This is a genomic window from Bacillus sp. FSL M8-0266, assembly GCF_038613425.1.
In the GTDB taxonomy this organism is placed as follows: Bacteria; Bacillota; Bacilli; order Bacillales; family Bacillaceae; genus Bacillus; species Bacillus pumilus.
This window is the reverse complement of record NZ_CP152015.1, coordinates 3416716-3442820: the sequence shown is the minus strand read 5'-3', so window position 1 is coordinate 3442820 and position 26105 is coordinate 3416716. Positions and strand designations below refer to the sequence as shown.

General features: G+C 40.5%; 28 protein-coding genes. 26 read left to right on the top strand and 2 right to left on the bottom strand.

Going from position 1 to position 26105, the window contains the following annotated elements; all coding sequences use genetic code 11:
* Window positions 1–11: 11 nt before the first annotated feature.
* From MKY83_RS17775 to pyrG, 11 genes are all read left to right on the top strand, one after another.
* Window positions 12–1124, top strand: a complete 1113-nt coding sequence (locus tag MKY83_RS17775; RefSeq protein WP_065097848.1) for an acyl-CoA dehydrogenase family protein — start codon at window positions 12–14, stop codon at window positions 1122–1124.
* 16 nt (window positions 1125–1140) lie between these two features.
* The gene (locus MKY83_RS17770; RefSeq protein WP_065097849.1) at window positions 1141–2283 is read left to right on the top strand and encodes an acyl-CoA dehydrogenase; all 1143 of its coding nucleotides are present in this window, start codon (window positions 1141–1143) and stop codon (window positions 2281–2283) included.
* Between the two features lie 346 nt (window positions 2284–2629).
* Window positions 2630–2821: a hypothetical protein gene (locus MKY83_RS17765; protein ID WP_034620267.1), complete on the top strand. Its 192-nt coding sequence runs from the start codon at window positions 2630–2632 to the stop codon at window positions 2819–2821.
* Window positions 2822–3892: 1071 nt separating this feature from the next.
* Window positions 3893–4183 (top strand): uberolysin/carnocyclin family circular bacteriocin, encoded by a 291-nt coding sequence (locus tag MKY83_RS17760; protein ID WP_003214902.1) that lies wholly within the window; start codon window positions 3893–3895, stop codon window positions 4181–4183.
* Window positions 4184–4341: 158 nt separating this feature from the next.
* Window positions 4342–4521 carry a hypothetical protein gene (locus MKY83_RS17755; RefSeq protein WP_126741250.1) on the top strand — a complete coding sequence of 60 codons (180 nt, stop codon included), beginning with the start codon at window positions 4342–4344 and terminating at the stop codon, window positions 4519–4521.
* Between the two features lie 695 nt (window positions 4522–5216).
* Window positions 5217–5663 carry a hypothetical protein gene (locus MKY83_RS17750; protein ID WP_223250666.1) on the top strand — a complete coding sequence of 149 codons (447 nt, stop codon included), beginning with the start codon at window positions 5217–5219 and terminating at the stop codon, window positions 5661–5663.
* A gap of 13 nt (window positions 5664–5676) precedes the next feature.
* A complete protein-coding gene (locus tag MKY83_RS17745; RefSeq protein WP_065097851.1) occupies window positions 5677–6207 on the top strand; it encodes a stage II sporulation protein M in 531 nt (176 codons plus the stop codon).
* A gap of 30 nt (window positions 6208–6237) precedes the next feature.
* A complete protein-coding gene (locus MKY83_RS17740; RefSeq protein ID WP_058013461.1) occupies window positions 6238–6852 on the top strand; it encodes an ATP-binding cassette domain-containing protein in 615 nt (204 codons plus the stop codon).
* Entirely contained in the window at window positions 6831–7334 is a 504-nt protein-coding gene (locus tag MKY83_RS17735; protein WP_113767807.1) for a hypothetical protein, read from the top strand. Before MKY83_RS17740 ends, MKY83_RS17735 begins: the two co-directional genes overlap by 22 nt.
* 489 nt (window positions 7335–7823) lie before the next feature.
* A complete protein-coding gene (gene rpoE, locus MKY83_RS17730) occupies window positions 7824–8363 on the top strand; it encodes a DNA-directed RNA polymerase subunit delta (RefSeq protein ID WP_065097853.1) in 540 nt (179 codons plus the stop codon).
* Between the two features lie 238 nt (window positions 8364–8601).
* A complete protein-coding gene (pyrG, locus tag MKY83_RS17725) occupies window positions 8602–10209 on the top strand; it encodes a CTP synthase (glutamine hydrolyzing) (protein ID WP_185107712.1) in 1608 nt (535 codons plus the stop codon).
* 42 nt (window positions 10210–10251) lie between these two features.
* Here the strand turns inward: pyrG and MKY83_RS17720 are convergent, their stop codons facing one another.
* On the bottom strand, window positions 10252–10782 hold the full coding sequence (locus MKY83_RS17720) for a DUF2529 domain-containing protein (RefSeq protein ID WP_342487528.1): 531 nt from the start codon (window positions 10780–10782) through the stop codon (window positions 10252–10254).
* Window positions 10783–10962: 180 nt separating this feature from the next.
* On the opposite strand from MKY83_RS17720, the gene MKY83_RS17715 reads away from it, so the two are divergent.
* From MKY83_RS17715 to MKY83_RS17670, 10 genes are all read left to right on the top strand, one after another.
* A complete protein-coding gene (locus MKY83_RS17715) occupies window positions 10963–11337 on the top strand; it encodes a response regulator (RefSeq protein WP_003214681.1) in 375 nt (124 codons plus the stop codon).
* 178 nt (window positions 11338–11515) lie between these two features.
* Complete coding sequence (locus MKY83_RS17710) at window positions 11516–12373, top strand: class II fructose-bisphosphate aldolase (protein ID WP_003214879.1); 858 nt, start codon at window positions 11516–11518, stop codon at window positions 12371–12373.
* A gap of 112 nt (window positions 12374–12485) precedes the next feature.
* A complete protein-coding gene (fsa, locus tag MKY83_RS17705) occupies window positions 12486–13124 on the top strand; it encodes a fructose-6-phosphate aldolase (RefSeq protein WP_003215343.1) in 639 nt (212 codons plus the stop codon).
* A 247-nt stretch (window positions 13125–13371) separates the two neighbouring features.
* Window positions 13372–14661 carry a UDP-N-acetylglucosamine 1-carboxyvinyltransferase gene (locus tag MKY83_RS17700; RefSeq protein ID WP_003214820.1) on the top strand — a complete coding sequence of 430 codons (1290 nt, stop codon included), beginning with the start codon at window positions 13372–13374 and terminating at the stop codon, window positions 14659–14661.
* 32 nt (window positions 14662–14693) lie between these two features.
* On the top strand, window positions 14694–15659 hold the full coding sequence (gene glpX / locus MKY83_RS17695; RefSeq protein ID WP_065097854.1) for a class II fructose-bisphosphatase: 966 nt from the start codon (window positions 14694–14696) through the stop codon (window positions 15657–15659).
* 364 nt (window positions 15660–16023) lie between these two features.
* Complete coding sequence (gene rho / locus MKY83_RS17690; RefSeq protein ID WP_003215202.1) at window positions 16024–17307, top strand: transcription termination factor Rho; 1284 nt, start codon at window positions 16024–16026, stop codon at window positions 17305–17307.
* 130 nt (window positions 17308–17437) lie between these two features.
* Window positions 17438–17638 (top strand): 50S ribosomal protein L31, encoded by a 201-nt coding sequence (gene rpmE, locus MKY83_RS17685; RefSeq protein ID WP_003215407.1) that lies wholly within the window; start codon window positions 17438–17440, stop codon window positions 17636–17638.
* Between the two features lie 87 nt (window positions 17639–17725).
* Complete coding sequence (locus MKY83_RS17680; RefSeq protein ID WP_342487527.1) at window positions 17726–18328, top strand: thymidine kinase; 603 nt, start codon at window positions 17726–17728, stop codon at window positions 18326–18328.
* A 279-nt stretch (window positions 18329–18607) separates the two neighbouring features.
* Window positions 18608–20308, top strand: coding sequence for an oxaloacetate-decarboxylating malate dehydrogenase (gene malS / locus MKY83_RS17675; RefSeq protein ID WP_342487526.1), 1701 nt, complete (start codon window positions 18608–18610; stop codon window positions 20306–20308).
* An 88-nt stretch (window positions 20309–20396) separates the two neighbouring features.
* Window positions 20397–21353, top strand: a complete 957-nt coding sequence (locus tag MKY83_RS17670) for an AEC family transporter (protein WP_113767802.1) — start codon at window positions 20397–20399, stop codon at window positions 21351–21353.
* Window positions 21354–21388: 35 nt separating this feature from the next.
* On the opposite strand, the gene racA is transcribed toward MKY83_RS17670, so the two are convergent.
* Window positions 21389–21937 carry a chromosome-anchoring protein RacA gene (racA, locus tag MKY83_RS17665; RefSeq protein WP_113767801.1) on the bottom strand — a complete coding sequence of 183 codons (549 nt, stop codon included), beginning with the start codon at window positions 21935–21937 and terminating at the stop codon, window positions 21389–21391.
* Window positions 21938–22147: 210 nt separating this feature from the next.
* Here racA and prfA point away from each other — a divergent pair, with 210 nt between their 5' ends.
* The 5 genes from prfA (at window position 22148) to MKY83_RS17640 (ending at window position 25996) form a co-directional block, all read left to right on the top strand.
* Complete coding sequence (gene prfA / locus MKY83_RS17660) at window positions 22148–23215, top strand: peptide chain release factor 1 (protein WP_044140158.1); 1068 nt, start codon at window positions 22148–22150, stop codon at window positions 23213–23215.
* The gene (prmC, locus tag MKY83_RS17655; RefSeq protein ID WP_342487525.1) at window positions 23205–24089 is read left to right on the top strand and encodes a peptide chain release factor N(5)-glutamine methyltransferase; all 885 of its coding nucleotides are present in this window, start codon (window positions 23205–23207) and stop codon (window positions 24087–24089) included. Before prfA ends, prmC begins: the two co-directional genes overlap by 11 nt.
* 142 nt (window positions 24090–24231) lie before the next feature.
* Complete coding sequence (locus tag MKY83_RS17650; RefSeq protein WP_340913879.1) at window positions 24232–24711, top strand: hypothetical protein; 480 nt, start codon at window positions 24232–24234, stop codon at window positions 24709–24711.
* Between the two features lie 121 nt (window positions 24712–24832).
* Complete coding sequence (gene spoIIR, locus MKY83_RS17645) at window positions 24833–25489, top strand: stage II sporulation protein R (protein ID WP_265208903.1); 657 nt, start codon at window positions 24833–24835, stop codon at window positions 25487–25489.
* 63 nt (window positions 25490–25552) lie between these two features.
* Window positions 25553–25996 (top strand): hypothetical protein, encoded by a 444-nt coding sequence (locus MKY83_RS17640; RefSeq protein WP_003215151.1) that lies wholly within the window; start codon window positions 25553–25555, stop codon window positions 25994–25996.
* Window positions 25997–26105: the final 109 nt, after the last annotated feature.

Here is a 26105-nt window from a genome sequence, read left to right as displayed (position 1 = left end):
GGGGAGTCAAAATGGATGTTTTGCTTACGGATCAACAGCGACTCTGGAGAGAACAGGCAGCAGAATTTGCAAGACAGCGTGTATTCCCTGAAGTGGAAGCCATGGAACAAGGTCAGTTCCCAAGAACACTTTTAGCAGAAATGGGACGAAAAGGCTTTCTGGGGATTCCAATACCAGCTTCGTATCAAGGCTTAGGAGCAGATTTTACAACGTATATCATCGCCATTCATGAATTATCCAAAGTGAGTGCGACCATCGGTGTCATTGTGTCCGTTCATACATCTGTTGTGACGATGCCTATTTTGGCTTTTGGAACGAATGAGCAAAAAGAATCCTATGTTCCGCTGCTTGCATCCGGGCAGAAACTGGGAGCATTTTGCCTGACTGAACCGAAGGCAGGCTCAGATGCCTCCAATATTCAGTTAAGAGCAGAGCGGGCGGGCGACCATTATGTGTTAAATGGTACAAAAATGTTTATCACAAGCGGCGGGGAAGCAGAACTGTATCTTGTCTTTGCCGTGACAGATCCTGCTTCTGCGAAAAAAAATATATCGGCATTCATTGTCGAGAAAGATACACCCGGATTTACGATCGGAAAAGATGAGAAAAAGATGGGACTGCATGGGTCAAAAACCGTTACGCTTCATTTTGATGCTGTGCGGATTCCAAAACAGCAGCTGCTCGGTGCAGAAGGAGAGGGCTTTCACATAGCCATGTCTAGTTTAAATGCGGGGAGAATTGGTATCGCGGCTCAAAGCCTCGGTATAGCTGAAGCCGCATTAACTGAGGCAGTGACTTATTTAAAGCAGCACCCGGCAGGTCTAGAAACGACCATTCGGCTGGGTGATTTAGCAGCGAAGCTTGAAGCTGCCAAGCTATTAGTCTATCAAGCGGCTTTTTATAAAGAGACGAATCGTCCGGTGACAAAGGAAGCATCCATGGCAAAGCTATTTACGTCAAAAACGGCGGTTGAGATCAGTACAGAAGCGATCCATTTACTCGGCATGGACGGTTATACGAATCGCTATCAAGCAGAACGTTACTTTCGTGATGCGAAAGTTTGTGAGATCTATGAAGGAACAAGTGAAATTCAAAGGCTGGTCATTTGTAAACAGCTAATATGAAACGAGGTGGCTCATGATGCAGTTTCAATTAAGTGATGAACATGAAATGATTCAAAAAATGGTGAGGGATTTTGCGAAAAATGAAGTAGAGCCAACAGCAGCAGAGCGGGACGAGACAGAAACGTATGATCCAGCTATTTTTCGCCAAATGGCGGAGCTCGGTTTAACGGGCATTCCTTGGCCGGAAGAGGTAGGCGGGATCGGTAGTGATTATTTAGCCTACGTCATCGCAGTGGAGGAGCTTTCAAGAGTGTGCGCCTCTACAGGCGTCACCCTCTCCGCCCACACCTCTCTCGCCTCGTGGCCTATCTATACTTTCGGAACAGATGAACAAAAAGAGACCTATTTAAAGCCGCTTGCAGAAGGACAGAAGGTAGGGGCATATGCACTCACTGAGAGCGGTTCGGGTTCAGATGCCGGCGGAATGAAGACAACGGCAGTAAAAGCAGGCAGTGAATACGTCCTGAACGGTGCGAAAATCTTTATTACAAATGGAGGCATTGCAGATTATTATATTGTGTTTGCTGTGACAGACCAAGAAGCTACATCTCGAAATACGACCGCCTTTATTGTAGAAAAAGAGACACCGGGCTTCTCTGTTGGCAAAAAGGAAAGCAAACTGGGCATTCGCTCATCGCCAACGACCGAAATTCGATTTGAAGATTGCCGGATTCATGAAAGAAACCGGCTCGGACAAGAAGGAGAAGGTTTTAAAATAGCTATGATGACCCTCGATGGCGGAAGAAACGGTATTGCTGCACAGGCTGTTGGGATTGCACAAGGCGCTCTTGATGCGGCAGTCGATTATGCGAAGGAGCGAAAGCAATTCGGCAAACCAATCATTCAGCATCAAGGAATTGCTTTTAAGCTCGCAGATATGGCAACCGCAATTGAAGCATCTAGGCTGCTCACTTATCAGGCAGCATGGCTCGAAACGAAAGGGCTCCCGTATGGAAAGGAATCAGCTATGTCCAAGCTCTTTGCTGGAGATACAGCCATGAAGGTAACAACAGAAGCCGTCCAAATCTTCGGCGGCTACGGGTATACAAAAGATTACCCAGTCGAACGATACATGCGTGATGCGAAAATCACCCAAATTTATGAAGGCACACAGGAAATCCAGCGCCTAGTCATCTCGCGCAAACTGCTAGATATGTAGAAACAAAGCAAAGACCACCTGATGTGAGGTGGTCTGTTTTGGTTCATGAAGCATTAATCACTAGCATCATCCAAAGTTTTTTTATTTTAGGATTGTAAAAGGATAGTGTCGGCAACAGGAAACAGCTTTAACGTATGAGTGATTTGTAACTGGTGAAGTAGTGAGTATTGGTACATGTGAATTCGCAATATACCTACTAAAGAATTAGACCTCAAGAATGATATAGCTATAACCCACATACAAGGTAATAGTCAGGTTTTCCTGAATTTAAGATGATTTCCAGTATCGATCCATATTATATTAGCATTATGTTAAAATTAAGAAAATAAAAATATGGGAGGTTATTATGACCACAACTACTACCATTTTAGCAATTGTGACTTTGGTGATATGGATCATGGTTTCCGCAGAACTTTCGAAGTCTTCAAAGAAAGATCACAATGAAAAAGAAAATAGCCGTAGAAAATTAATTGTTTTAATGCTTGCAGGCATCATATTGACCATAGCAGTAGTCATCTCATTACTTCAGAATCTCTAGCCTTAAAATAAACGATAAAAGTGTATCGTTATGAAAGCATATTTCAATGCTTGAGAACTAGATAACAAGTTCATCTCATTCACTAATGTGTTTAGACTTTGCAGAAATGTCAGGGTTCAGCCTCATTTCTAACGTGATGGTTATGATTCTGCCTACATAAAGGAGCAATGCTTTTTTTGCCCGAATATCTGGATCTAAAGAAAATACAGAAATGACTATACAGACGATTCATGCAAAAAGCAGCCATTATTTTTCATCATACGTTCAAAGATTTGAATAATGGGTATCTATTTTGATATCAAATCGAAGTCGAGACAACTCCATATGAGTGTCTCGATTTCTTTTGGAATTGAGGAAATTGATTCAATTTAACTAGGTAATTTAATCCATTTTCTTCTTTTTCGACTCTGATTTGTAGGGACTTATGTTGTGTTTTAGAGAATAGTATGTTTATCACATTTTCTAAATGTTACAATTTTTCAAAAGCTATGATAGGAACTGAAATGTATAAAGATACTGATATATTTCCAAAAATGAATCGCTCCCTAATACAGGATACGGTTCTTCTCTCCTTAGGGTCAATGTGTATAACTTACTTCCCATTCCATTCATCATTTCTCTTGAATTCAAAATAAAATCAACTCTTTTTCCACATCTATAACATGATCTTTCAGTGATTTTTTGAACTTGGTCTCTGTCTTTAACGAAGGTGAGCTCCGATTGTTGAAGAATATCTCAGTAATAATCAAAGTACTACAGGAAACGAGCATCTCTTAAAAAATTCATCATAAAAGTTTACCTGTCTCTAAAAAGAAGGCATTGAAGATTTGAAACGAATTGATTTTTTGATAGTGTTTATCAGAAATTCTGACTAGATTTAAATGAATCAGAGCATTTTATGCTATTACATAAGTGCCCGGTAAAAATGGAAAATGAACGTAAATCCTGATAAAAACTGATTACAAATACCGTTAATTAAATAAATATTACAAATTTTCCAAAAAAATATTGAAATGTAATTTACTTCTTGCTAGACTAAAGAAGTAGTAAATAATCGAAGGAGGTCATATTATGACGAAAGCAACAGATTCTAAGTTTTATGCTTTATTATCGCTGTCACTTCTTGCGGTAACATTAGTAGCTTTAGTGATTGGTAATGGTTCTTTGATTGCAGCAAATCTGGGTGTTAGTACTGCAACTGCGGCAACAGTAGTGAATTTCTTAGATACTTGGTCCTCAGTAGCAACTGTCATTACAATCGTTGGTGTTTTCACTGGCGTAGGCACAATTAGTTCAGGTGTAGCTGCTGCTATCTTGGCTATTCTTAAAAAAGAAGGAAAAGCGAAAGCTGCTGCTTTTTAATCTAAAAAAAAATCATCTCAATCTTTATTGAGATGATTTTTTTTCAAAAGTGTATTGATATCAGATGAAACAACGTTCAATAGACAGGGACTTAAAAACTAATTTAACGTTTTATGCCCATCCGGCTTGTAATAAAACATTAATTAGGAGGAAATTTTATGATAAAAGCAAAAAATCTTGGCTCATTCTCACTATTGTTATTTGCAGATACAGTCGCATCTTTAGTCGTTGGAAATGGTTCAAAGATAGTAGCCAATCTAGGTGTTAGTACTGAGGCTGCCGCTGCTATTTTGTTTGTACTTAAAAAACAAGGAAAAGCCAAGGCTGCTGCTTTTTAAAATGACTTATGCATAAAACAAATAAACTATTTAAAATATATGATCAAAGTATAATGGGGTACCTCAATTATATTGGGATGATTCTTTTTTCTTTCATTGTGATGGTAGCGTTGATTTTCTATCGGGGTGAGATTCCCGGCACTTACCTAAACAGCTTTGTTTTTATTTCAATATACATTGTAGCTACAGCTAATATTAATCGTTGTGTATTACCGTATAGAAGACAGCAGCCAGGCGTGGTCTTTGTCTCTAAACAATTGTTGTTGAAACATTTATTCTTTACGATTAAAAAAGGATATTCAGTTCAATTACTTTTGGCTTGTTTCATCGCTTTAACCTTTTTGTTAGTAGAAAATCAATATTTCATTATGATACTAGCACTTATTGTCGTGATGCTTTCTTTTGCATCTCAATTATTGTCAGGTCTATTCAATATCATCAACAGAATACTCCTTTTGTTGCAATTTTGGTATATCATAACGTCCGTTTTTGAAGCAGTGATGATACTGCAAATAGTACAGTCTCTTCTTATTTACATTTACATAAGTAATTCTCATAGAATACCTTTGACAACTGGACTTTCCTTCCTAAAAAGTGCGAATAAGCAATATAGGTCTGGAAATATTCTGTATTTATTTTTGTCATATATCACTAGTAATAAAATATTGATCATTTTAATAGGTGCCTTAGTATCAATGCTTACTTATTTCGCCCAATCCTTTTTAACGAAAATAGAAAATCTGCCTGCGCTCATTTTAGTCTATATTAACTTTATTACGATCTTAGAAATCTTAATAGGGTCGAAAAAGGAAGAGATTGTGCTTGATAGGGCAAGAATCGAGACGTTGCAATCCTCTTTGATTGTGAGTCCGTACGAGAGATTTAAATCCAGTACGATATATTTACTATGTCTTGTACTGATTTTTGTCAGTGTGTGTGGAATAGTCGGAGTAATGATCAACACGTCCGATATCTCAATCATTCTTAAAAATACGTTATCGTTGCCTTTAATCATCTTTATTGGGGTCGTATATTTCAGAAAAACAGAGCTATTAATCAACGATTATGAACATAAGTTATTGAAGCTGTCCTTGCCTATTTTATTACTCATATGCATTACTATTTTCACGATTACTTCATGAAAAGAGGAGGAAAATGATACATAAAAGATTGAAGTATTTTCTGTGGTACTACTCTATCTACTGTATATTGCTGATAGGTACAGGGATTTATCTAGGGAATATAGTCAACAAAGATTTATTTGAAGCCGCACCACCAACTTCGGGTCAGGAATTTATGTCTGTAGTCCTGACACATAACTTAACGAACTTTGCAATGTATTTACTGGGTTTCTTGTTGTCGCCGTTATTTCAAATAATGGATTTTGGAGGTTCGTCCTTCGTCATTACGATGGGTTTTAGAACGCTAGGAGCACAAGAAGCTTTAGGTAAACTAATTCCTCATGGGCTATTAGAATTTCCAAATATGTTGTTTTATCAAGGAATCAGCCAGTATGTGCTTTTCACACTAATTTATACGAAATCAATTAAAGCTGCTTTAGGTGTCATGAAAAAAATGATTCCTTATTATCTACTATCGTTAGTCATCCTAATAATAGCTGCTTTTATTGAAGGGTATGATTCTTTATTATTTTCTATCATGATCAATCATAGATGGTTTTATTGAAGACTCTATACGACAGAGAAGGGGATTCAAGTGGGATTAGAATTTGTAGAATGTACGAAGAAGTTCAAAAACAATACCATACTAGATAAAGTGAATTTTTCAATTCCAACAGGTCTCTTTCATTTAGTGGGGAGAAATGGTGCAGGTAAAAGCACTCTCCTTAAAATGATAGCTGGTTTAGATAAGAGATACTCTGGAGATATTGAGGCAAACAAAGAATCGACTCTTTATTTAAATGTGGATCCTATTGGCATTCACCCATTTACAATTAGAGAAAATCTAGAGATTCTGTGGAATACGTTTAAAATTGTGCCGACTGAAGAACAAATGGGGAAAGTGAATGAATTTTTCGATGGTAACCTAGATGGTTCGTATAGCAGAGCATCTACGGGTATGAAAGCGAAGGTAGGATTATCTTTATTATTCGTAAAAGATTGGGAAACCATTCTAATTGATGAAACCATGTCATCTCTAGATTCAGAAAGTATAGAGATGCTATCTGAGAGGCTAGTGAATCTCTCTATTAAAAAAATTTCAACCATCATATATGTTTCCCATAGCATGGTGAATAAACGCTTAAACGATCATTCAAGCATTGTGAGTATAGGGGATGGGAGGCTATTATGGAACAACGTCCAAGAATAACATCATTGATATCATTGGTCATTTTTATTATGGCCAATTATTATTTCGTTACTTTTGCTATTGAGTTGAATGGCTACATTTCGCAACTAGATGATTTAAGAGCTTTGTTAGAGGATATGTCCTATGAAACGATGCTGAATCTCATTGTTGTCATTACAACAATTCTAACCACCATCAGCCTATTAGTTCAGTATCTCATCGCAAAATTCCTATTAATCATCTTTGCTCCAGAGGTTAAGGGTCATCTGTTTTATGCTCTAATTCCTAAGATTATCATTATGTTTATTAATGTAATATGTATGGGGATCTTGCAAATACAAAGCTTATGGCTGTACCTCTTCACGGCACTCATAGGAGCAGTGTTGATCTTGTTCTTTTTTCAATACAAAAAAGCGAACTGGAAAGCTTCGATTCTCTTTGCGGCACCATTTATTATAGATGCTTTCATTTCCTTAGGAAAAGAAATAGTCGCTGTACTGTAATGAATAATAAATAGAGCATGAACTCTTGCGAAAAGAAGTAACGGTATTCGCATAAAAGTGAATTCAAGGTTACTTGAGAAAAAAGGTGTTATACAATTTTTTTCATTATAGGTACACGCCAACTGAACCCGTTGGTGTGTACCTTTTTATACGCTTTATAAAAAATGGACAATCACTTCGTTCGAATGATAGCCAAAATTTATTCATTCACCATTGCTGCCTGATTGTTCCCATTTTTTCGTTTGGAATGAATAAAACGGTTTACAAAATGCAGGCCGGACACAAAAGCTAGACCCATTTCACCTAAATGATGAACCATTAGTTGCTCCCCTTGAGAAAAAATCAAAAATTAACATGATTAAAGGTGGCATAAACTCCCCTAATTTGTTTATAATGAGAGGTATGGTTTGTCGTAAAAATAAGGGATAAACACTTATTATTTCACTGATAAATGGATACATACATGTAATAGAAAGGGAGTGTCTGACCTTGAGTTTGAAAGAATACTCACAGGAGCAGCTCAAGCACATGTCTTTAGTTGAACTTGCTTATGAAATTTTCAGAGACAGTAAAACACCGATTACGTTTTCCGAGTTAATAGATGAAATGGTCCGTTTACAAGGAATACAAAAATCTGATCTTGATGATCGCCTTGCTCAATTTTATACAGACTTAAATATAGATGGCCGCTTTATTTCGTTAGGTGATCAGAGATGGGGACTTCGCAGCTGGTATCCAGTTGATCAAGTCGAAGAAGAAGTTCAGCCAGCTGTGAAAACAAAAGCGAAAAAGAAAAAAACAAAAGCAGCTGTCGTTGAAGAAGACTTCGATGAAATTGAAGAGGAAGAGGAAATCGAAGAGCTTGAAGAAGAACTTGATCTTGTTGAAGACGACGATGATCTCGACCTAGACGATGATGAGGAAATCGAGGAAGATATAGAAGACTTCGACGAAGACGATGACGAAGATGATGATGGCTTAACAGAAATTGACGAAGACGATTTAGACGATAATAAGGAAGAGAAATAACCCTCACAAACCGGTCCTCAAAACAGGATAAAACCGTCTTGACTTTCGAGAGCGAACTATGTAGTATGTATTTTGGGCTCTCTAAAAAGAGTACGTAAAGATACGTTCATTTACGCTCCCTTTCATTTATTTGAAAGGGAGCTTTCTTATTTTTCAAGAGATTTAGGGATACACTCTAAAAAGGATGAAGCTGTGCATGTCTAGTCATGCAAGGGTAAAAAAGAGAGGAGCATACGAAATGACAAAGTATATTTTTGTAACAGGAGGAGTTGTTTCCTCACTTGGAAAAGGGATCACGGCTGCCTCGTTAGGCCGCCTTCTGAAAAATAGAGGGATGGATGTCACCATTCAAAAATTCGATCCATATATCAACGTAGACCCAGGGACGATGAGTCCATATCAGCACGGTGAGGTCTTCGTCACAGATGACGGTGCTGAAACAGACCTTGACTTAGGTCACTATGAGCGCTTCATTGATATTAACTTAAATAAGTACAGCAACGTTACAACTGGTAAAATCTACTCTACTGTTCTGAAGAAAGAGCGTCGCGGCGACTATCTAGGCGGAACTGTACAGGTTATTCCCCATATTACAAATGAAATCAAAGACCGCGTGTACCGTGCCGGAAAAGAAACAGGTGCAGATGTGGTCATTACAGAAATCGGAGGAACAGTAGGAGACATCGAATCCCTTCCTTTCCTTGAAGCGATTCGTCAAATGAAGAGTGACATTGGTCGTGAAAACGTGATGTACATTCATTGTACGCTTGTTCCTTACATCCGAGCAGCAGGTGAACTGAAAACAAAGCCAACACAGCACAGTGTAAAAGAACTTCGCAGCCTTGGTATTCAGCCAAACGTTATTGTGGTTAGAACTGAAATGCCAATGACCCAAGACATGAAGGACAAAATTGCGTTATTCTGTGATATTGATACAAAAGCTGTTATCGAATGTCAGGATGCAGACACGCTGTACTCTATTCCGCTTGATTTACAAAAACAAGGACTAGACAAGCTTGTATGTGAACATATGAAACTTGACTGTCAAGATGCAGACATGACGGAGTGGACAGCGCTAGTCGATAAAGTGCAAAACCTCTCAAAACAAGTCACAATTGGTTTAGTAGGAAAATATGTTGAACTGCAAGATGCCTACATTTCTGTCGTTGAATCACTTCGCCATGCTGGTTATGCATTTGATTCAGACGTTCAAATCAAATGGATCAATGCAGAAGAAGTGACAGCAGAAAATATGGCTGATTTCGCGCAAGATGTCGACGGCATCATCGTTCCTGGAGGCTTCGGAGACCGCGGAGTGGAAGGGAAAATCATTGCTACACAATATGCCCGTGAAAACAAAGTGCCTTTCTTTGGAATTTGCTTAGGAATGCAAGTTGCGTCAATCGAATATGCACGAAACGTACTAGGTCTTGAGGGAGCTCATTCAGCGGAAATTGATCCTGAAACAGCGTTCCCAATCATTGACCTTCTTCCAGAACAGAAGGATGTAGATGATCTAGGCGGAACACTTCGTCTTGGTCTGTATCCATGTAAATTAGATGAAGACTCCAAAGCATTTGCTGCATACAATGATGAAGTGGTCTACGAACGCCACCGCCATCGCTATGAGTTTAATAATGAATTCAGGCAGCAAATGGAAGCTGCAGGATTTGTCTTCTCTGGTACAAGCCCAGACGGACGTCTTGTTGAAATTATCGAGCTGAAGGATCATCCTTGGTTCCTTGCTTCTCAGTTCCACCCAGAATTCGTCTCAAGACCGACAAGACCTCAGCCATTATTTAGAGATTTCGTTGGTGCTTCACTGCAAGCATCTGAATCAAAATAAAACAAAAAGACTGCCGAGAATATCATCTTCTCGGCAGTCTTTTTATTCATATTCCTCAACGATTTCTTTCACAGTAAACGATAGAGCGTGGTAGACGTATAAGCATGTCATTAAAGCAGGATAACCGAACCTTGTTCCGTCATCAGCAGGCACAAGCGGTTTCTTGAGCTGGAAATCAATGTGGACATCACAATGCTCTTCAATCATGGACGACTCCTTTTGTGCCGGCCCGACACCGACAACGGGCGTCCCTTGCGCGTGAAGCTCTTTTACAAGAGATTGAATCTCTTCGTCTTCTGGGTCTGAATAAAATAGCAGCACTCTATCGCTTGGATGAAGCAAGCTGCGCTCCGTTTGATCAAGCGGCAGCACTTTCGCACATGGAAATGGCTCCTTGCTTTCAGTTGCCTCTATGGCTACAGCAGCCAGTTCATTCTTCCCATGAAAATAAACAGCATGTCCACTGACAACGGCTTGTGTAAGAAGGCGTGCACCATCCTCGATCGCTTCAGCCTGCTTTTCTCCAATACGTGAAAAAATACCTGATAACTGGGTCGTGAAAATTTTTAACAAGACTGATTTCCTCCTTCGGTCAGATCATTTTATAATAGAATATAAAGAGAATATTAGGAAAAATGCTCAGAAAATGTCGTAAAGTAAACTATTATAAATAAAGGAAATGTGAAAATCAAACAGAATTATTTAACAACAGCTCTTTTTATGGCGAAAAATGAAAGCAATGGGGTGTAACAGATGAATGAGAAAATTTTAATTGTCGATGATCAATATGGTATTAGAATATTATTGAATGAAGTGTTTCATAAAGAAGGTTATCAAACCTTCCAAGCAGCCAATGGACTTCAGGCGTTAGATATTGTGAAAAATCATAGACCAAACCTTGTGCTGCTTGATATGAAGATTCCCGGAATGGATGGAATTGAAATTTTAAAACGCATGAAATTAATTGATGAAGACATCCGCGTCATCATTATGACAGCCTATGGCGAATTAGACATGATCCAAGAATCCAAAGAACTCGGTGCTTTGACGCACTTTGCAAAACCTTTTGATATTGATGAGATCCGAGATGCTGTCAAAGAATACTTGCCGCTCGAAACAAATGGGTAGTTGGAAATGATTGAATCGAGTCATTCTGTTGCCGATTTGTCGAATAATTGGTATCCTAGATAAGAAGAAGAAAGCGATCTGACTTTGAAAGTTTACATATGGCGAGAAATTCTGGTCATGCTAGGGTGGAGAGCTTTTTTTAGTAAGCAAATTAGCTACATAGGGAGGATTTTTCATCATGCCTTTAGTTTCAATGACAGAAATGTTGAAAGACGCAAAGGAAAAAGGTTACGCTGTTGGACAGTTTAACTTAAATAATTTAGAATTCACGCAAGCGATTTTACAAGCTGCTGAAGAAGAGAAATCTCCAGTTATCTTAGGAGTATCTGAAGGAGCAGGACGCTACATGGGCGGCTTCAAAACAGTTGTCGCAATGGTTAAAGCGTTAATCGAAGAATATAATGTAACAGTTCCTGTTGCGATTCATTTAGATCACGGTTCAAGCTTTGAATCTTGTGCAAAAGCGATCCATGCAGGATTTACTTCTGTCATGATCGACGCTTCTCACCATCCATTCGATGAGAACGTAGCAACAACTGCGAAAGTAGTTGAGCTTGCACATTTCCACGGTGTATCTGTAGAAGCTGAGCTTGGAACTGTTGGCGGACAAGAAGACGACGTCATCGCTGAGGGCGTTATTTATGCTGATCCAAAAGAGTGCCAAGAGCTTGTAGAACGCACTGGTATTGACTGCCTTGCACCTGCATTAGGTTCAGTACATGGTCCATACAAAGGTGAACCAAATCTTGGTTTCACTGAAATGGAAGAAATTGGTAAAATGACAGGTCTTCCACTTGTTCTTCATGGCGGAACAGGTATCCCAACAGCTGACATCAAGCGCTCAATTTCACTTGGTACAGCAAAAATCAATGTAAACACTGAAAACCAAATTGCTTCTGCGAAAGCAGTACGCGAAACACTTGCTGCAAAAACAGAAGAGTATGATCCACGTAAATATCTTGGACCAGCTCGTGACGCAATTAAAGCGACTGTTATCGGCAAAATGCGTGAATTTGGTTCTTCTAACCAAGCATAATTTGATGAGAACCGAAAGCCGCCTGAGTCACAGGCGGTTTTCTCCATATCTTGAGAAAGCGCAATCAAAATTTACATTTCAGACAATTTATTGATAGGAGAGTGGCACGGTTATGTTATTTTTCGTAGATACAGCGAATATCGCAGACATCAAAGAGGCGCACGAGCTTGGCATTTTAGCAGGCGTCACAACAAACCCTAGTTTAGTAGCGAAAGAAAAGGACGTATCATTCCACGACCGTCTTCGCGAAATCACTGACGTGGTATCAGGTTCTGTCAGTGCAGAAGTCATTTCCCTCAAAGCAGAAGAAATGATTGAAGAAGGAAAAGAGCTTGCTGCCATTGCACCAAATATCACGGTTAAAATCCCAATGACAACAGATGGTCTTAAAGCTGTCAAAGCGTTAACAGACCTTGGAATTAAAACAAACGTCACTTTGATTTTTAGTGCAAACCAGGCACTTCTTGCAGCTAGAGCTGGTGCGACGTATGTCTCTCCATTCCTCGGCCGCTTAGATGACATTGGCCAAAATGGTCTCGATCTCATCAGTGAAGTGAAAACCATTTTTGATGTTCATGGCTTAGATACACAAATCATTGCTGCATCCATTCGTCATCCGCAGCACGTGACAGAAGCTGCACTTAGAGGTGCTCATATCGGCACAATGCCGCTGAAAGTCATCAAGCAGCTGACGAAACACCCATTAACGGATGCGGGCATTGAGCAATTTTTAGCTGACTGGAATAAATAAGTGATTGTGGCAGGCGGGATTGTCTCCTGCTTGCCGCAGTTTTCCTTAAAAACGCTAAGAAATGTTTTGTGCAAAGAAGAGAACATCACAGCCTCGCAAAGCTTCGATTATTTTTCTTCCGACAAATTTCGTTTAACCTGTATTCTTTCTCTTGATATTGGCTAAATTTTGGACAAGACCTTTTAAAGCGCGACATCCACAAACAGTATAACTCCAACAGTGATCTTCTTTAAGAAGGGAGACAAATATGGAAAAGTTAAACATTGCCGGCGGTGACCCCTTACGCGGGACCGTACATATTAGTGGTGCGAAAAATAGTGCAGTGGCACTGATTCCTGCCACGATTCTCGCTGATTCTCCAGTAACGATTGAGGGCCTTCCGCATATTTCAGATATTGACACATTACGAGATCTGTTAGAAGAGATTGGCGGAAAGGTCACATTTGAAAAAGGTGAAATGGTCGTCAATCCTGCTTCCATGATCAGTATGCCGCTTCCTAATGGGAAAGTGAAGAAACTGCGTGCGTCTTATTATTTAATGGGCGCTATGCTGGGAAGATTCAAGCAGGCTGTCATTGGGCTGCCAGGAGGGTGCCACTTAGGACCTAGGCCGATCGATCAGCATATTAAAGGCTTTGAAGCACTCGGAGCCGAGGTGACAAACGAGCAGGGTGCCATTTATTTGCGCGCTGAAAAATTAGTCGGAGCCCGTATTTACCTTGATGTGGTCAGTGTAGGTGCGACCATCAATATCATGCTGGCAGCCGTACTGGCTGAAGGAAAAACGGTGATTGAAAATGCCGCAAAAGAACCCGAAATTATTGATGTAGCGACACTGCTTGCAAGCATGGGGGCCAAAATCAAAGGTGCGGGTACTGATGTGATTCGAATCGAAGGTGTAGAATCTCTTCATGGCTGTAAGCATTCCATCATCCCTGACCGTATAGAAGCAGGCACATTTTTAATTGCTGGTGCTGCGATGGGAGATGAAGTTGTACTTGATAATGTGATCCCAACTCATTTAGAATCAATTACGGCGAAACTTAGAGAGATGGGGTTCACCATTGAAACAAGCAACGATCAGATGCTGATCGTTGGCAGAAACGAAGGACTCAAGCCTGTCGATATCAAAACCCTTGTGTATCCGGGCTTTCCGACGGACCTTCAGCAGCCGATGACGGCGCTGTTAACAAAGGCGAAAGGCACGAGTGTGGTCACAGATACGATCTACTCAGCCCGCTTTAAGCACATTGACGAATTACGCCGAATGGGGGCAAACATGAAGGTCGAAGGAAGATCTGCCATTATCACTGGACAAACGCAGCTTCAAGGGGCAAAGGTGAAAGCAAGTGACCTGCGTGCAGGTGCTTGTCTCGTCGTTGCAGGGCTAATGGCAGACGGTGTGACCGAAATCACAGGGCTTGAACATATAGACAGAGGATATAGTTTGCTTGAGAAGAAGCTTGAAGGCTTGGGTGCAACCATCTGGCGTGAAAAGCTGAGTGACCAAGAAATAGAAGAACTTCAAAATTCATAAGGCTTTGACTGTGAGAGGAGATTTGGACAAAAATGGAAAGAAGTTTATCGATGGAACTAGTACGGGTGACAGAAGCAGCCGCATTAAAATCTGCTCGTTGGATGGGAAGAGGATTAAAAGACGAAGCGGATGATGCTGCAACAAGTGCAATGCGTGATGTATTTGATACCATTCCGATGAAAGGAACAGTGGTCATTGGCGAGGGGGAAATGGACGAAGCACCAATGCTTTACATTGGGGAAAAGCTTGGGAACGGATACGGACCTCGCGTGGATGTAGCTGTTGATCCATTAGAAGGAACAAATATTGTGGCAAGCGGCGGCTGGAATGCCTTAGCTGTTATTGCGGTTGCAGATCATGGCAATTTGCTGAATGCACCTGATATGTACATGGATAAGATCGCAGTAGGTCCAGAAGCGGTAGGCTGCATCGACATTGAAGCGCCTGTCATTGACAATCTTCGTGCTGTAGCAAAAGCAAAAAACAAAGATATTGAAGATGTGGTTGCAACGATTTTAAACAGAGATCGACATGAGAAAATCATTGCTGAACTGAGAGAAGCAGGAGCAAGAATCAAACTGATCGATGATGGTGACGTTGCAGGAGCCATTAATACAGCATTTGATCATACAGGTGTTGATATTCTATTTGGTTCAGGCGGAGCGCCAGAAGGTGTCCTTTCTGCTGTTGCGTTAAAGGCACTTGGTGGTGAAATCCACGGAAAGCTTCTTCCTCAAAGTGAAGAAGAACTGAGACGCTGTGTGAAAATGGGGCTGGATGTTGGCAAAGTTTTAAGAATGGAAGACCTCGTGAAAGGCGACGACGCCATTTTTGCAGCGACTGGTGTAACAGACGGTGAGCTATTAAAAGGTGTTCAATTCAAAGGCTCTGTTGGAACAACACATAGTGTTGTTATGCGTGCGAAATCAGGTACAGTTCGTTTTGTAGACGGTAGACATAGCTTAAAGAAAAAACCGAATCTTGTCATTCGTCCGTAATCTGAAAGCGGGTATTCATTACCCGCTTTTCATATAGGTGTCAAATGTATATCATTTTCTTTTTAAAGTTGAATATTCTCTGCAAATGAGGTAAAACTAAAGAGTGCTGCGAAATTTTCTGCGAATTTACTTCTTTTAAGCTTCAACAAGTTTAAATACTGCCGCATCATGACGATATACTCATTATCCTTCTCTATGTTGACAAAGCTCGAGTTCACATTGTTCCTATCTTTACGATAAAACGAGTGGGAGCGTTACCATGAGAGCGAGGTCATTCCAACAAAAACGGAATTAAAAGCTAATCAAATACAATGGTCATGCATTTGTAATGAAATACATTGACTAGAAAAGTGTGGTGTCCATATTGAAAGATGTTTCGATTTCATCTTTGGAAAATATGAAATTAAAAGAGCTGTATGAGTTAGCAAAAAAGTACAAAATCTCTTATTACAGCAAACTAACAAAAAAAGAATTAATCTTTGCCATCTTAAAGGCGAACGCTGAGCAAGAGGATCTCTTATTTATGGAAGGGGTTCTTGAAATTATTCAGTCTGAGGGATTTGGTTTCTTAAGACCAATTAACTACTCCCCAAGTTCTGAAGACATTTATATTTCAGCTTCACAAATCAGACGCTTTGATTTACGAAACGGAGATAAGGTGTCTGGAAAGGTACGACCTCCAAAAGAGAATGAACGCTACTATGGCCTCCTTCATGTCGAAGCGGTAAATGGGGACGACCCAGAATCAGCTAAGGAACGTGTTCACTTTCCTGCACTCACGCCGCTATTCCCTGATCGTCAAATGATTCTTGAAACACAGCCTAATCACCTGTCTACTAGAATTATGGATATGATGGCGCCAGTTGGGTTTGGGCAGCGTGGTTTAATTGTTGCACCGCCTAAGGCTGGGAAAACCATTTTGCTCAAAGAAATTGCCAACAGCATTTCTGAAAATCACCCAGAGTCAGAGCTGATTGTCCTTTTGATAGACGAACGCCCGGAGGAAGTAACAGATATCGAACGTTCTGTTGCAGGGGATGTTGTTAGTTCAACCTTTGACGAAGTACCGGAAAACCACATTAAAGTAGCAGAGCTTGTATTAGAGCGTGCGATGCGTCTTGTTGAACATAAGAAAGATGTCATCATCTTAATGGACAGCATCACAAGGCTTGCTCGTGCATACAACCTTGTCATCCCGCCAAGCGGCCGAACGCTTTCCGGCGGTATTGATCCAGCGGCTTTCCACCGTCCAAAACGCTTCTTTGGTGCTGCGCGTAACATTGAAGAAGGCGGAAGCTTGACGATTTTAGCCACTGCGCTTGTTGATACGGGATCACGTATGGATGATGTGATTTATGAGGAATTTAAGGGGACGGGGAACATGGAGCTTCATTTGGACCGCTCTCTTGCAGAAAGAAGAATTTTCCCAGCGATCGACATTCGTCGTTCTGGTACGAGAAAAGAAGAACTGCTTGTACCAAAAGAGCATCTTGATCGTTTATGGGCGATGAGGAAATCGATGTCAGATACACCTGACTTTGCTGAGAAATTCATGCGCAAAATGAGAAAAACAAAGACAAACCAAGAGTTTTTTGATATTTTAACGCAAGAATGGAAACAAGCGAACATGTCTGCATCAAGAAGATAGTTTGTTGAAAAAATACATTTGCAATCATAGACTCACACTGTTATAATTTCATCATGTGCGTTTCAGAATTTATTCTGAGATATTAACTCTGTTTCCGAATTGGATTCAGGGCGGAAGGAGATGACAGTAGATGAAAACAGGAATTCATCCTAACTACAAAAAAGCTACAGTCAAATGCGCTTGTGGAAATGAGTTTGAAACTGGATCAGTAAAAGAAGAGGTACGCATCGAGATTTGCTCTGAATGCCATCCTTTCTATACAGGCCGTCAAAAATTCGCTTCTGCTGATGGACGTGTTGACCGCTTTAACAAAAAATACGGTCTTAAGTAATAATAGATACAATAAACAGGCAGGAATCCGTTCTTGCCTGTTTTTTTACGTGGATTGATGGAACTTTAAAACGGGGGAGAAGACCTTATGTATGTGATGAAACAAAGCGGTTGGCTTGAAGTCATCTGCGGAAGTATGTTTTCTGGAAAGTCGGAAGAATTGATTCGGAGAGCCAAAAGGGCCACCTTTGCCAAACAAGAAGTAAAAATATTCAAACCAGCGATTGATAACCGGTATAGTACAAGCTCAGTTGTTTCACATAACGGTTCATCGGTCGATGGGATTGCAGTAGCCTCACCAAAAGACATAATAACGCACATATCAGAAAGAACCGATGTCATTGGCATAGATGAGGTGCAATTTTTTGATGAGACAATCATTAACATTGTCACTCAATTGGCTGATAAAGGTTACCGAGTCATTGTTGCAGGCCTTGATCAAGACTTCAGAGGAGAGCCATTTGGTGTTGTTCCGCATTTAATGGCATGTGCAGAGCTTGTAACAAAACTTCAAGCAGTTTGTTCGGTATGCGGCTCCCCAGCGAGTAGAACACAACGCTTGATCGACGGTAAACCCGCATCCTATGATGATCCCATTATTTTAGTAGGTGCGCAGGAATCATACGAAGCACGATGCAGACATCACCATGAAGTATCAAGACTTGACGTTGGTACAACACTTGACAATTAAAAAAATAGCAAATGCCGCTGTGTTTCGTTTTTCGAGATTTTGGCTGAACACCCATCATTTGTACTTAAATAAATTAAATAACGCTACGAAAAAATTATCTAATTTTCAACGCTTGCGTTTTAGTATAAGCAGGCATAAAATGACTAACTGTAGTGTAAAGCATTTTAACGAAAAGTTCGATTTCTTGTCATAATTTTTTTGATTAAGGATTATTCTCCTTAATCGTTCTTTAAATTAATAGTTCACTTTATTTATATTTTAGAAAGAGGGTAGTTTTTGATGAACAACGTGAAGAAAACAAAAGAAGGGTACCTCGAAACCACTTTGACAGGTAAAGATGTATTATCGATTCCAACGTTGAACAAAGGCGTTGCTTTCTCTGAAGAAGAAAGACAAGAGCTTGGACTAGAAGGCTTACTTCCTCCAACTGTTCTCACTTTAGAACAACAAGCGGAGAGAGCGTACAAGCAATTTCTAGCACAGCCAGATCGTCTTCGTCAAAACGTATACTTAAGTGATTTGCAAAACCGTAACGAAGTATTGTTCTATAAGCTTATATCAGACAAGCTTCGTGAAATGCTTCCTGTTGTGTACACACCAACTGTTGGAGAAGCGATTCAAGAATACAGCCATGAATACAGAAGACCTCATGGTGTCTATCTTTCAATCAACAACATTGACGGCATTGAGAAAGCATTTGAAAACTTACATGCCACAGCAGGAGATATCGACCTTATCGTAGCAACTGACTCTGAGAGCATTCTTGGAATTGGTGACTGGGGTGTCGGTGGTATCAACATCGCAATTGGTAAATTAGCTGTTTACACGGCTGCTGCAGGTATTGATCCAAGCCGCGTGATTCCAGTCGTATTAGATGTTGGAACAAACAATGAAAAATTATTGAATGATCCATTATACATCGGAAACCATCACAAACGTGTACAAGGTGAAAAATACGATGAATTCATTGATGCATATGTAAAAGCAGCGCTTAAATTCTTCCCGAAAGCATTACTTCACTGGGAAGACCTTGGAAACAAAAACGCGCGTAACATCATGAAAAAATACAATGATAACATCCTAACGTTCAATGATGATATTCAAGGTACTGGTGCCATTACTTTAGCGGGTGTACTTGCAGCTGTCAAGAAAACTGGTACACAATTGAAAGATCACCGTATTGTGATTTTCGGAGCAGGATCAGCTGGTATCGGAATCGCAGATCAAGTGCGTGACACAATGGTACTTGAAGGTCTGACTGAAGAAGAAGCAAACAATGCATTCTGGACATTAGACTACAGAGGGTTGTTAACAGATCAATTTGAAGATGAAGTGCTTAATTTCCAAAAACCATACCTTCGTTCTTCTGATGAAGTAGAAGGCTGGGCTCGTGATGAAAAAGGGCAAATCTCATTTGCTGAAACTGTTCGCAGGGTGAAGCCAACGATTCTAATTGGTACATCAGGTCAAGGCGGCGCATTCACTGAAGAAATCATTAAAGAAATGGCAGCTCATACAGAGCGTCCAGTGATCATGCCAATGTCTAACCCAACACCACTTGCTGAGGCAGTGCCAGAGGATCTGTTTAAATGGACAGACGGCCGTGTACTGATTGCAACAGGAAGTCCGTTCGAAAACGTTGAGTATAACGGAATTGAACATGAAATTGGACAATCAAACAATGCGTTCGTTTTCCCTGGACTTGGTCTTGGCTCAATCGTAACGGAATCTAAAATCATCACAAAAGGCATGTTCGTTGCTTCTGCGGATGCGATTGCTGAAATGGTTGATCATGATAAACCAGGTGCTGGTCTTCTTCCAAGCATTGATAAATTGCAAGAAGTTTCTATCAAAGTGGCCATTGAAGTGGCAAAAGCAGCAATTAAAGATGGTGTCGCAAGAAGAACGCCTGAAGACATTGAACAAGCTGTGAAAGATGCAATGTGGATTCCTGAATATAAAAAAATTGTAAGAGCATAATAAATTGTGTAACGCGGCATTGTTTAGGGTAATTTAAACAATGCCGCAATAAATAGAAACTTGTAAGGATTTAAGGAGGAAGAGTAAGGTGGACTTTTTAAATATTTTGATCCTCCTAGCACCGATTTTTTTCGTTATCGCGCTGGGTTGGTTCGCAGGACACTTCGGTAGCTATGACGCTAAATCTGCGAAAGGTGTAAGTACACTTGTGACAAAGTATGCTTTGCCAGCGCACTTTATCGCCAGCATTCTGTCAACACCAAAAGATAAATTCTATAGTCAAATTCCATTTTTCGTTGCATTGATTTTAGGAATCGTTGGTTTTTATATCATTATCCTTCTTGTTACGAAATTTGCTTTTAAATACGATTTAACAAATTCATCTATTTTCTCGTTAAACTCAGCTCAACCGACCTTTGCATTTATGGGTATTCCAGTCCTAGGCAGTTTATTTGGGGCTCAAGAAGTTGCAATTCCGATTGCAATTACCGGAATAGTTGTAAATGCAATGCTTGATCCAATTGCGATTATTGTGTCAACTGTCGGTGAAAAAACAAAAGGAAAAGCCAAAAATGGCGAAAGTTTCCTTAAAATGACGACGAAAGCCATTTTGCACGGTTTATCAGAGCCGCTTGCACTTGCACCGCTAGCAAGTATCATTCTTGTTCTTTTAGGATTTAAACTTCCTGCAATTGGACATGAAATGTTAGAGGAAATTGGAAGTGTTACATCAGGGGTTGCGCTATTTGCAGTCGGTGTCACTGTTGGTATCCGTAAAATTAAATTAAGCCTACCAGCATTCAGTATCGCATTGCTAAAAGTAGCTGTACAACCATTGCTTATGTATTTTATCGCCATTTTCATGGGTCTTTCGGCTGATGAAATTACAAAAGCTGTATTACTTGTTGCCTTCCCAGGTTCAGCTGTTGCAGCCATGATCGCAACCCGATTTGAAAAACAAGAAGCAGAAACTGCATCCGCATTTGTGATCAGTGCAATCATGTCATTAATTTCATTACCGATCATTATTGCACTTACCTCATAAATAAAGTAGAAAGGCTGCCTAACGAGGCAGCCTTTTTAGCGAAATGAATGAAACATAGGGAAGAGCGCACGCTTTTTTTTGATGTCAGTGTGCGTGATTTCCTTTTTTTCTTCTATTTGAGAGGGTTGTTTCAAGCTCCCAGCAAGATGCTCAAGTTTAGTGGTGAGATCTTCAATTTCTCTACGGTGCTGGAGCAGCTGATATGATACACCTTCATCTGCTTTTTTAGCCAGTTTCCGTTCGAGTTCTTGCAGTCGTTTTTCTACATCAGTGCTGTGTAATTGCTGCTCAATGAGCTGATTCACTTGCTTTTCTAATGCTTCAATCCGCTTTGTGGAGGCATCAGTTTCTGCAGCAGGCGATAACTGTTGAACGGTTTCCGCGTGGATTGGCAATCGAATGTCTTGAAGGATCACACCCTCACTCATTTGGTGTTTGACTTTTTTGAGAAGCTGTACAATATCTTCATGAAATTCATAATGTCCAAGTTCATTCCGGGCGACAGGGATGTTGAGCTGTTTGACCCAACGCTGAATCGTTTTTGAAGAAACGCCAATTTCTTTTGCAACCTCATTTGTATTCAAACCAAATGCCCTCCCTTTTTTCAATTATAAGTACCATTCTCTTCAAGAAGGACCTGTTCCTTCACGTTAGACAAAACAAGTAACCAATCGCCAAAGATCGTGTTTTCTAGCGAAAAATTGCAGAAAATCAATTGTTTTGGAAATTTTTTTGACTGTCATACCCCGCTATACTATAATTAGACTGTTACGCACAAAACAGAGGTGAAGACCATGTTAGACCGTTTAAAATCAATTGAAGAACGCTATGAAAAGCTAAATGAATATTTAAGTGACCCTGAAGTGGTGAACGACCCTAAGAAGCTTCGTGAATATTCAAAGGAACAATCTGATATTCAAGAAACTGTTGAGGTATATAGACAATATCGTGCGGCATACGACCAGTTGAGCGAAGCGAAAGCAATGCTGGAAGAAAAGCTGGATGCCGAGATGCGCGACATGGTCAAAGAAGAAATTTCAGAGCTCACAGAGGAAACGGAACGCTTAGAAGACGAGCTGAAAATCTTGCTGATCCCGAAAGATCCGAATGACAACAAAAACGTTATTGTGGAGGTTCGTGGTGCAGCAGGAGGAGAAGAGGCCGCGCTTTTTGCTGGAAACCTTTACCGTATGTACAGTCGTTATGCTGAAATGCAGGGCTGGAAAACAGAAGTAATGGAAGCGAGTGTGACTGGAACTGGCGGTTATAAAGAGATTATCTTTATGATCAGCGGGAAAGGCGCATATTCCAAACTAAAGTTTGAAAACGGTGCACACCGCGTGCAGCGTGTTCCGGAAACGGAATCAGGCGGACGGATTCATACATCAACAGCGACAGTTGCTGTCTTGCCCGAGGCTGAAGAAGTTGAAATTGATATCCACGAAAAAGACATCCGTGTAGATACTTTCACATCAAGCGGACCTGGCGGACAAAGTGTTAACACAACCATGTCTGCTGTTCGATTAACTCACCTACCAACAGGCGTGGTTGTATCCTGTCAGGATGAGAAATCACAAATCAAAAACAAAGAAAAAGCCATGAAAGTGTTACGTGCAAGAATTTATGATAAATTCCAGCGTGAAGCACAGGCTGAATATGATCAAACGCGTAAATCTGCTGTTGGAACAGGGGATCGTTCAGAGCGTATCCGTACGTACAACTTCCCACAAAACCGTGTAACAGACCACCGCATCGGATTAACGATTCAAAAGCTTGATCAAATTTTAGAAGGAAAACTTGACGAGATCATAGATGCATTAATTATGGAAGACCAAGCAAGAAAGCTTCAAAATGCAAAATAATCAGCGAACCAATTTTGAAGCCCTTAAATGGGCTTCTTCTTTGTTAACGGAAGCCGGTAGAGACCAAAACGCAGCAGAGCTCCTTTTGATGCATGTACTGGGCATAAGCAGAAGTGAACTTCTTGCATGTTTTCATGATCAGCTGCCAGAGGAGCAAGATCGGTTGTTCAGCGAGTTTGTCACGCAGCACAAGAAAGGCGTGCCTGTTCAGCATCTAACAGGTATTGAATTCTTTTACGGCCGTCCATTCGAGGTGAACAAACATGTTCTCATTCCTCGCCCTGAAACGGAAGAGGTCGTTTTGGCGGCGCTGAATTTGATGAGTGACATCTTCCCGCACGATCAGCCGCTCAAAGCAGTAGACGTTGGCACCGGAAGCGGGGCAATTGCGATTACGCTCGCTCTTGAAAAAGAAACACTATCTGTCACAGCAACGGATATTTCACATGAAGCACTTGCGGTAGCAAAGCGGAATCAACAAGCGCTAGGTGCAGACGTCCATTTTTTACAAGGGGACTTACTCGAACCTATCAAAGATCAGGGCATCAAAGTGGATCTGTTTATTTCCAATCCACCTTATATTGCGGCAGAAGAAATGGACAGCTTGTCAGAGGTGGTTACGAAGCATGAACCAGTAAATGCGCTGACAGATGGACGTGATGGTCTGTGGTTTTATAAGCGTCTCATTCGTGATCTTCACCATGTACTTCATAAACAGGCGGTCGTTGTCTTTGAAATTGGACATACGCAAGGGCAAGATGTAAAAGCACTTCTCTTGCAGTCATTTCCCGCGGCAGATGTCCGCATCGTCAAGGATATTAATGGGAAAGACCGAGCTGTTTGCGCACACATTCAAAACGGAAAGTCCGGCTGAATAAAGTCGGACTATTTTATTATGTAAAGATGAAACTTATGGTAAAAGAGAAACGTATATATAGAAGAATGAACATTCTGATCATGATTTTTTTACATAAATTTGTTTTGAAGGAGCGAATGGTGTGAACAGAAGGTATGCGATGGTGTTGGTCATCGTCAGTGTACTATTGATTGTGAGTGCTTGTGGCAAACCGAGCTTTAAAAAAGAAGCAGCAGCATTTGGAGAAAGCTATAAAAAAGCACAATACACAGTGAATCGAACAGATGACCTAACTGATATGAAGGAGAAGCTGAAGTCTTATTTAACCGAGCATGAATATCAAGAATATACACAAGACAGCATGTTCCCAAGCGTGTTAGAAGCAGCAAAGGATCAAGATTGTCAAATTAAGCTGAAGAAAATTACGTTTACGCCTTCAGATGAAAGCGATGACAGAATTGAATTTAACTATGAAATGATAATTCAATTTATTAATCAAAACGGAAAAGTCAAAAAAGAAATCAAGAAAAAAGGAGCAATGACTGTCATCAAAACAGATGCAGGGTTAAAAATCAGCCGAGATTGGGATGGAAGACTGTACCCTTCCGATTACCAATCCTCACTCCAAAGCCGTTCTTAATGGAACGGTTTTTTTCATTTGACTCATAATCTATTAAAAAAATCATTTTTCCTGTTTATGAGATGGGTTTCCTGGACACAATGTTTGTAGCGAAGAGAAAAAGCGGGGGGGGGAACACATCATGTTTAAAAGTAAAATGATGATTTGTCTTTATATGTTTCTATTATTATGCGGTGCTTTTGCAAACCTTGGCAGAGAGGAGACAGCGGCTGCTTCTGCAAATCAGCCTGTTGTGATACCAGACGAAGCCATTCGATTACGCATTTTAGCAAATAGTGATCGTTCAGCAGATCAGGATGTGAAAAGAAGCATTCGAGACGAAGTCAATGCTAATATGACAGAATGGGTCAAAGACCTTACATCCATTGAAGAAGCAAGACGTGTGATTCGGTCCAAGCTGCCAGAAATCAATCGTATTGCCAAAGCGAAATTGAAGGAGCAGCACATTGATCAATCCGTATCAGTCAGTTTTCAAAAAGTCTCATTTCCAACAAAGCTCTATGGAAATTTCGTCTATCCTGCAGGGAAATATGAAGCCATTTTAATTACGCTTGGAGAAGGGGATGGAGCCAATTGGTGGTGTGTGTTATTCCCGCCGCTCTGCTTTATCGATTTTTCAAATGGAGAAGCCATCGCATCGCCAGAGGGGGATGAGGATTCCGAAGTGACAGCACAGCAAACAGATGAGTCTGTGAATGAAGTGGTCAAAGAAGAGAAAGAAGAGACGGGTGAAGTGAAATTCTTTTTATTCGAATGGGTCTCTAGTCTTTTCTCCTAAAAAAGGTATAAATCTGTTTTTGCCTCATAGAGTTGAAGTAAGAGATCAAAAAGAGGTGAAAGCATGTTTTATCAATTAAGAATAGCCACAGAAGAAGATGCCCCAGCGATCAATGCTTTTCTTGAAAAGGGACAAGCGAAAGGCGGCGTCACGCTTGCAGAGCGTACGACATTTGTTGTCATGGAAGATGCAGAAGGTCAGCTGGCAGGGTGTTTAGGTCTTGAACAGCTTAGTGAACAAGAGGGCTTGCTCCGGTCTCTTGTCATATCAGATAAACTAGGTCAAGGACACATCGTGTCTTTGTTCCAAAGTGTTCAAACGCTCGGAGGGAAAATAGGTGTGGATACGTTTTATGTCGTTGCCAACCACTCCTCTTCGCATGACTTTTTGGCATTGATGGGCTTCACGGCTTTAGAGGATATTCCAGAAAGCATGTGGGTATCTGCACATGCAAAAGAGATCTTAGCGAAAGAACAGGCTGTGGTTCTTCAAAAAAAAGCCAGTTAATCACAATATATTGAACTTATACACATACTTATCCACTGTTAAACAAGCGTTATCCACAAATTGTGGACAACGCTTGTTTTATTGATCATCATCTTTTATACTTTCAAAA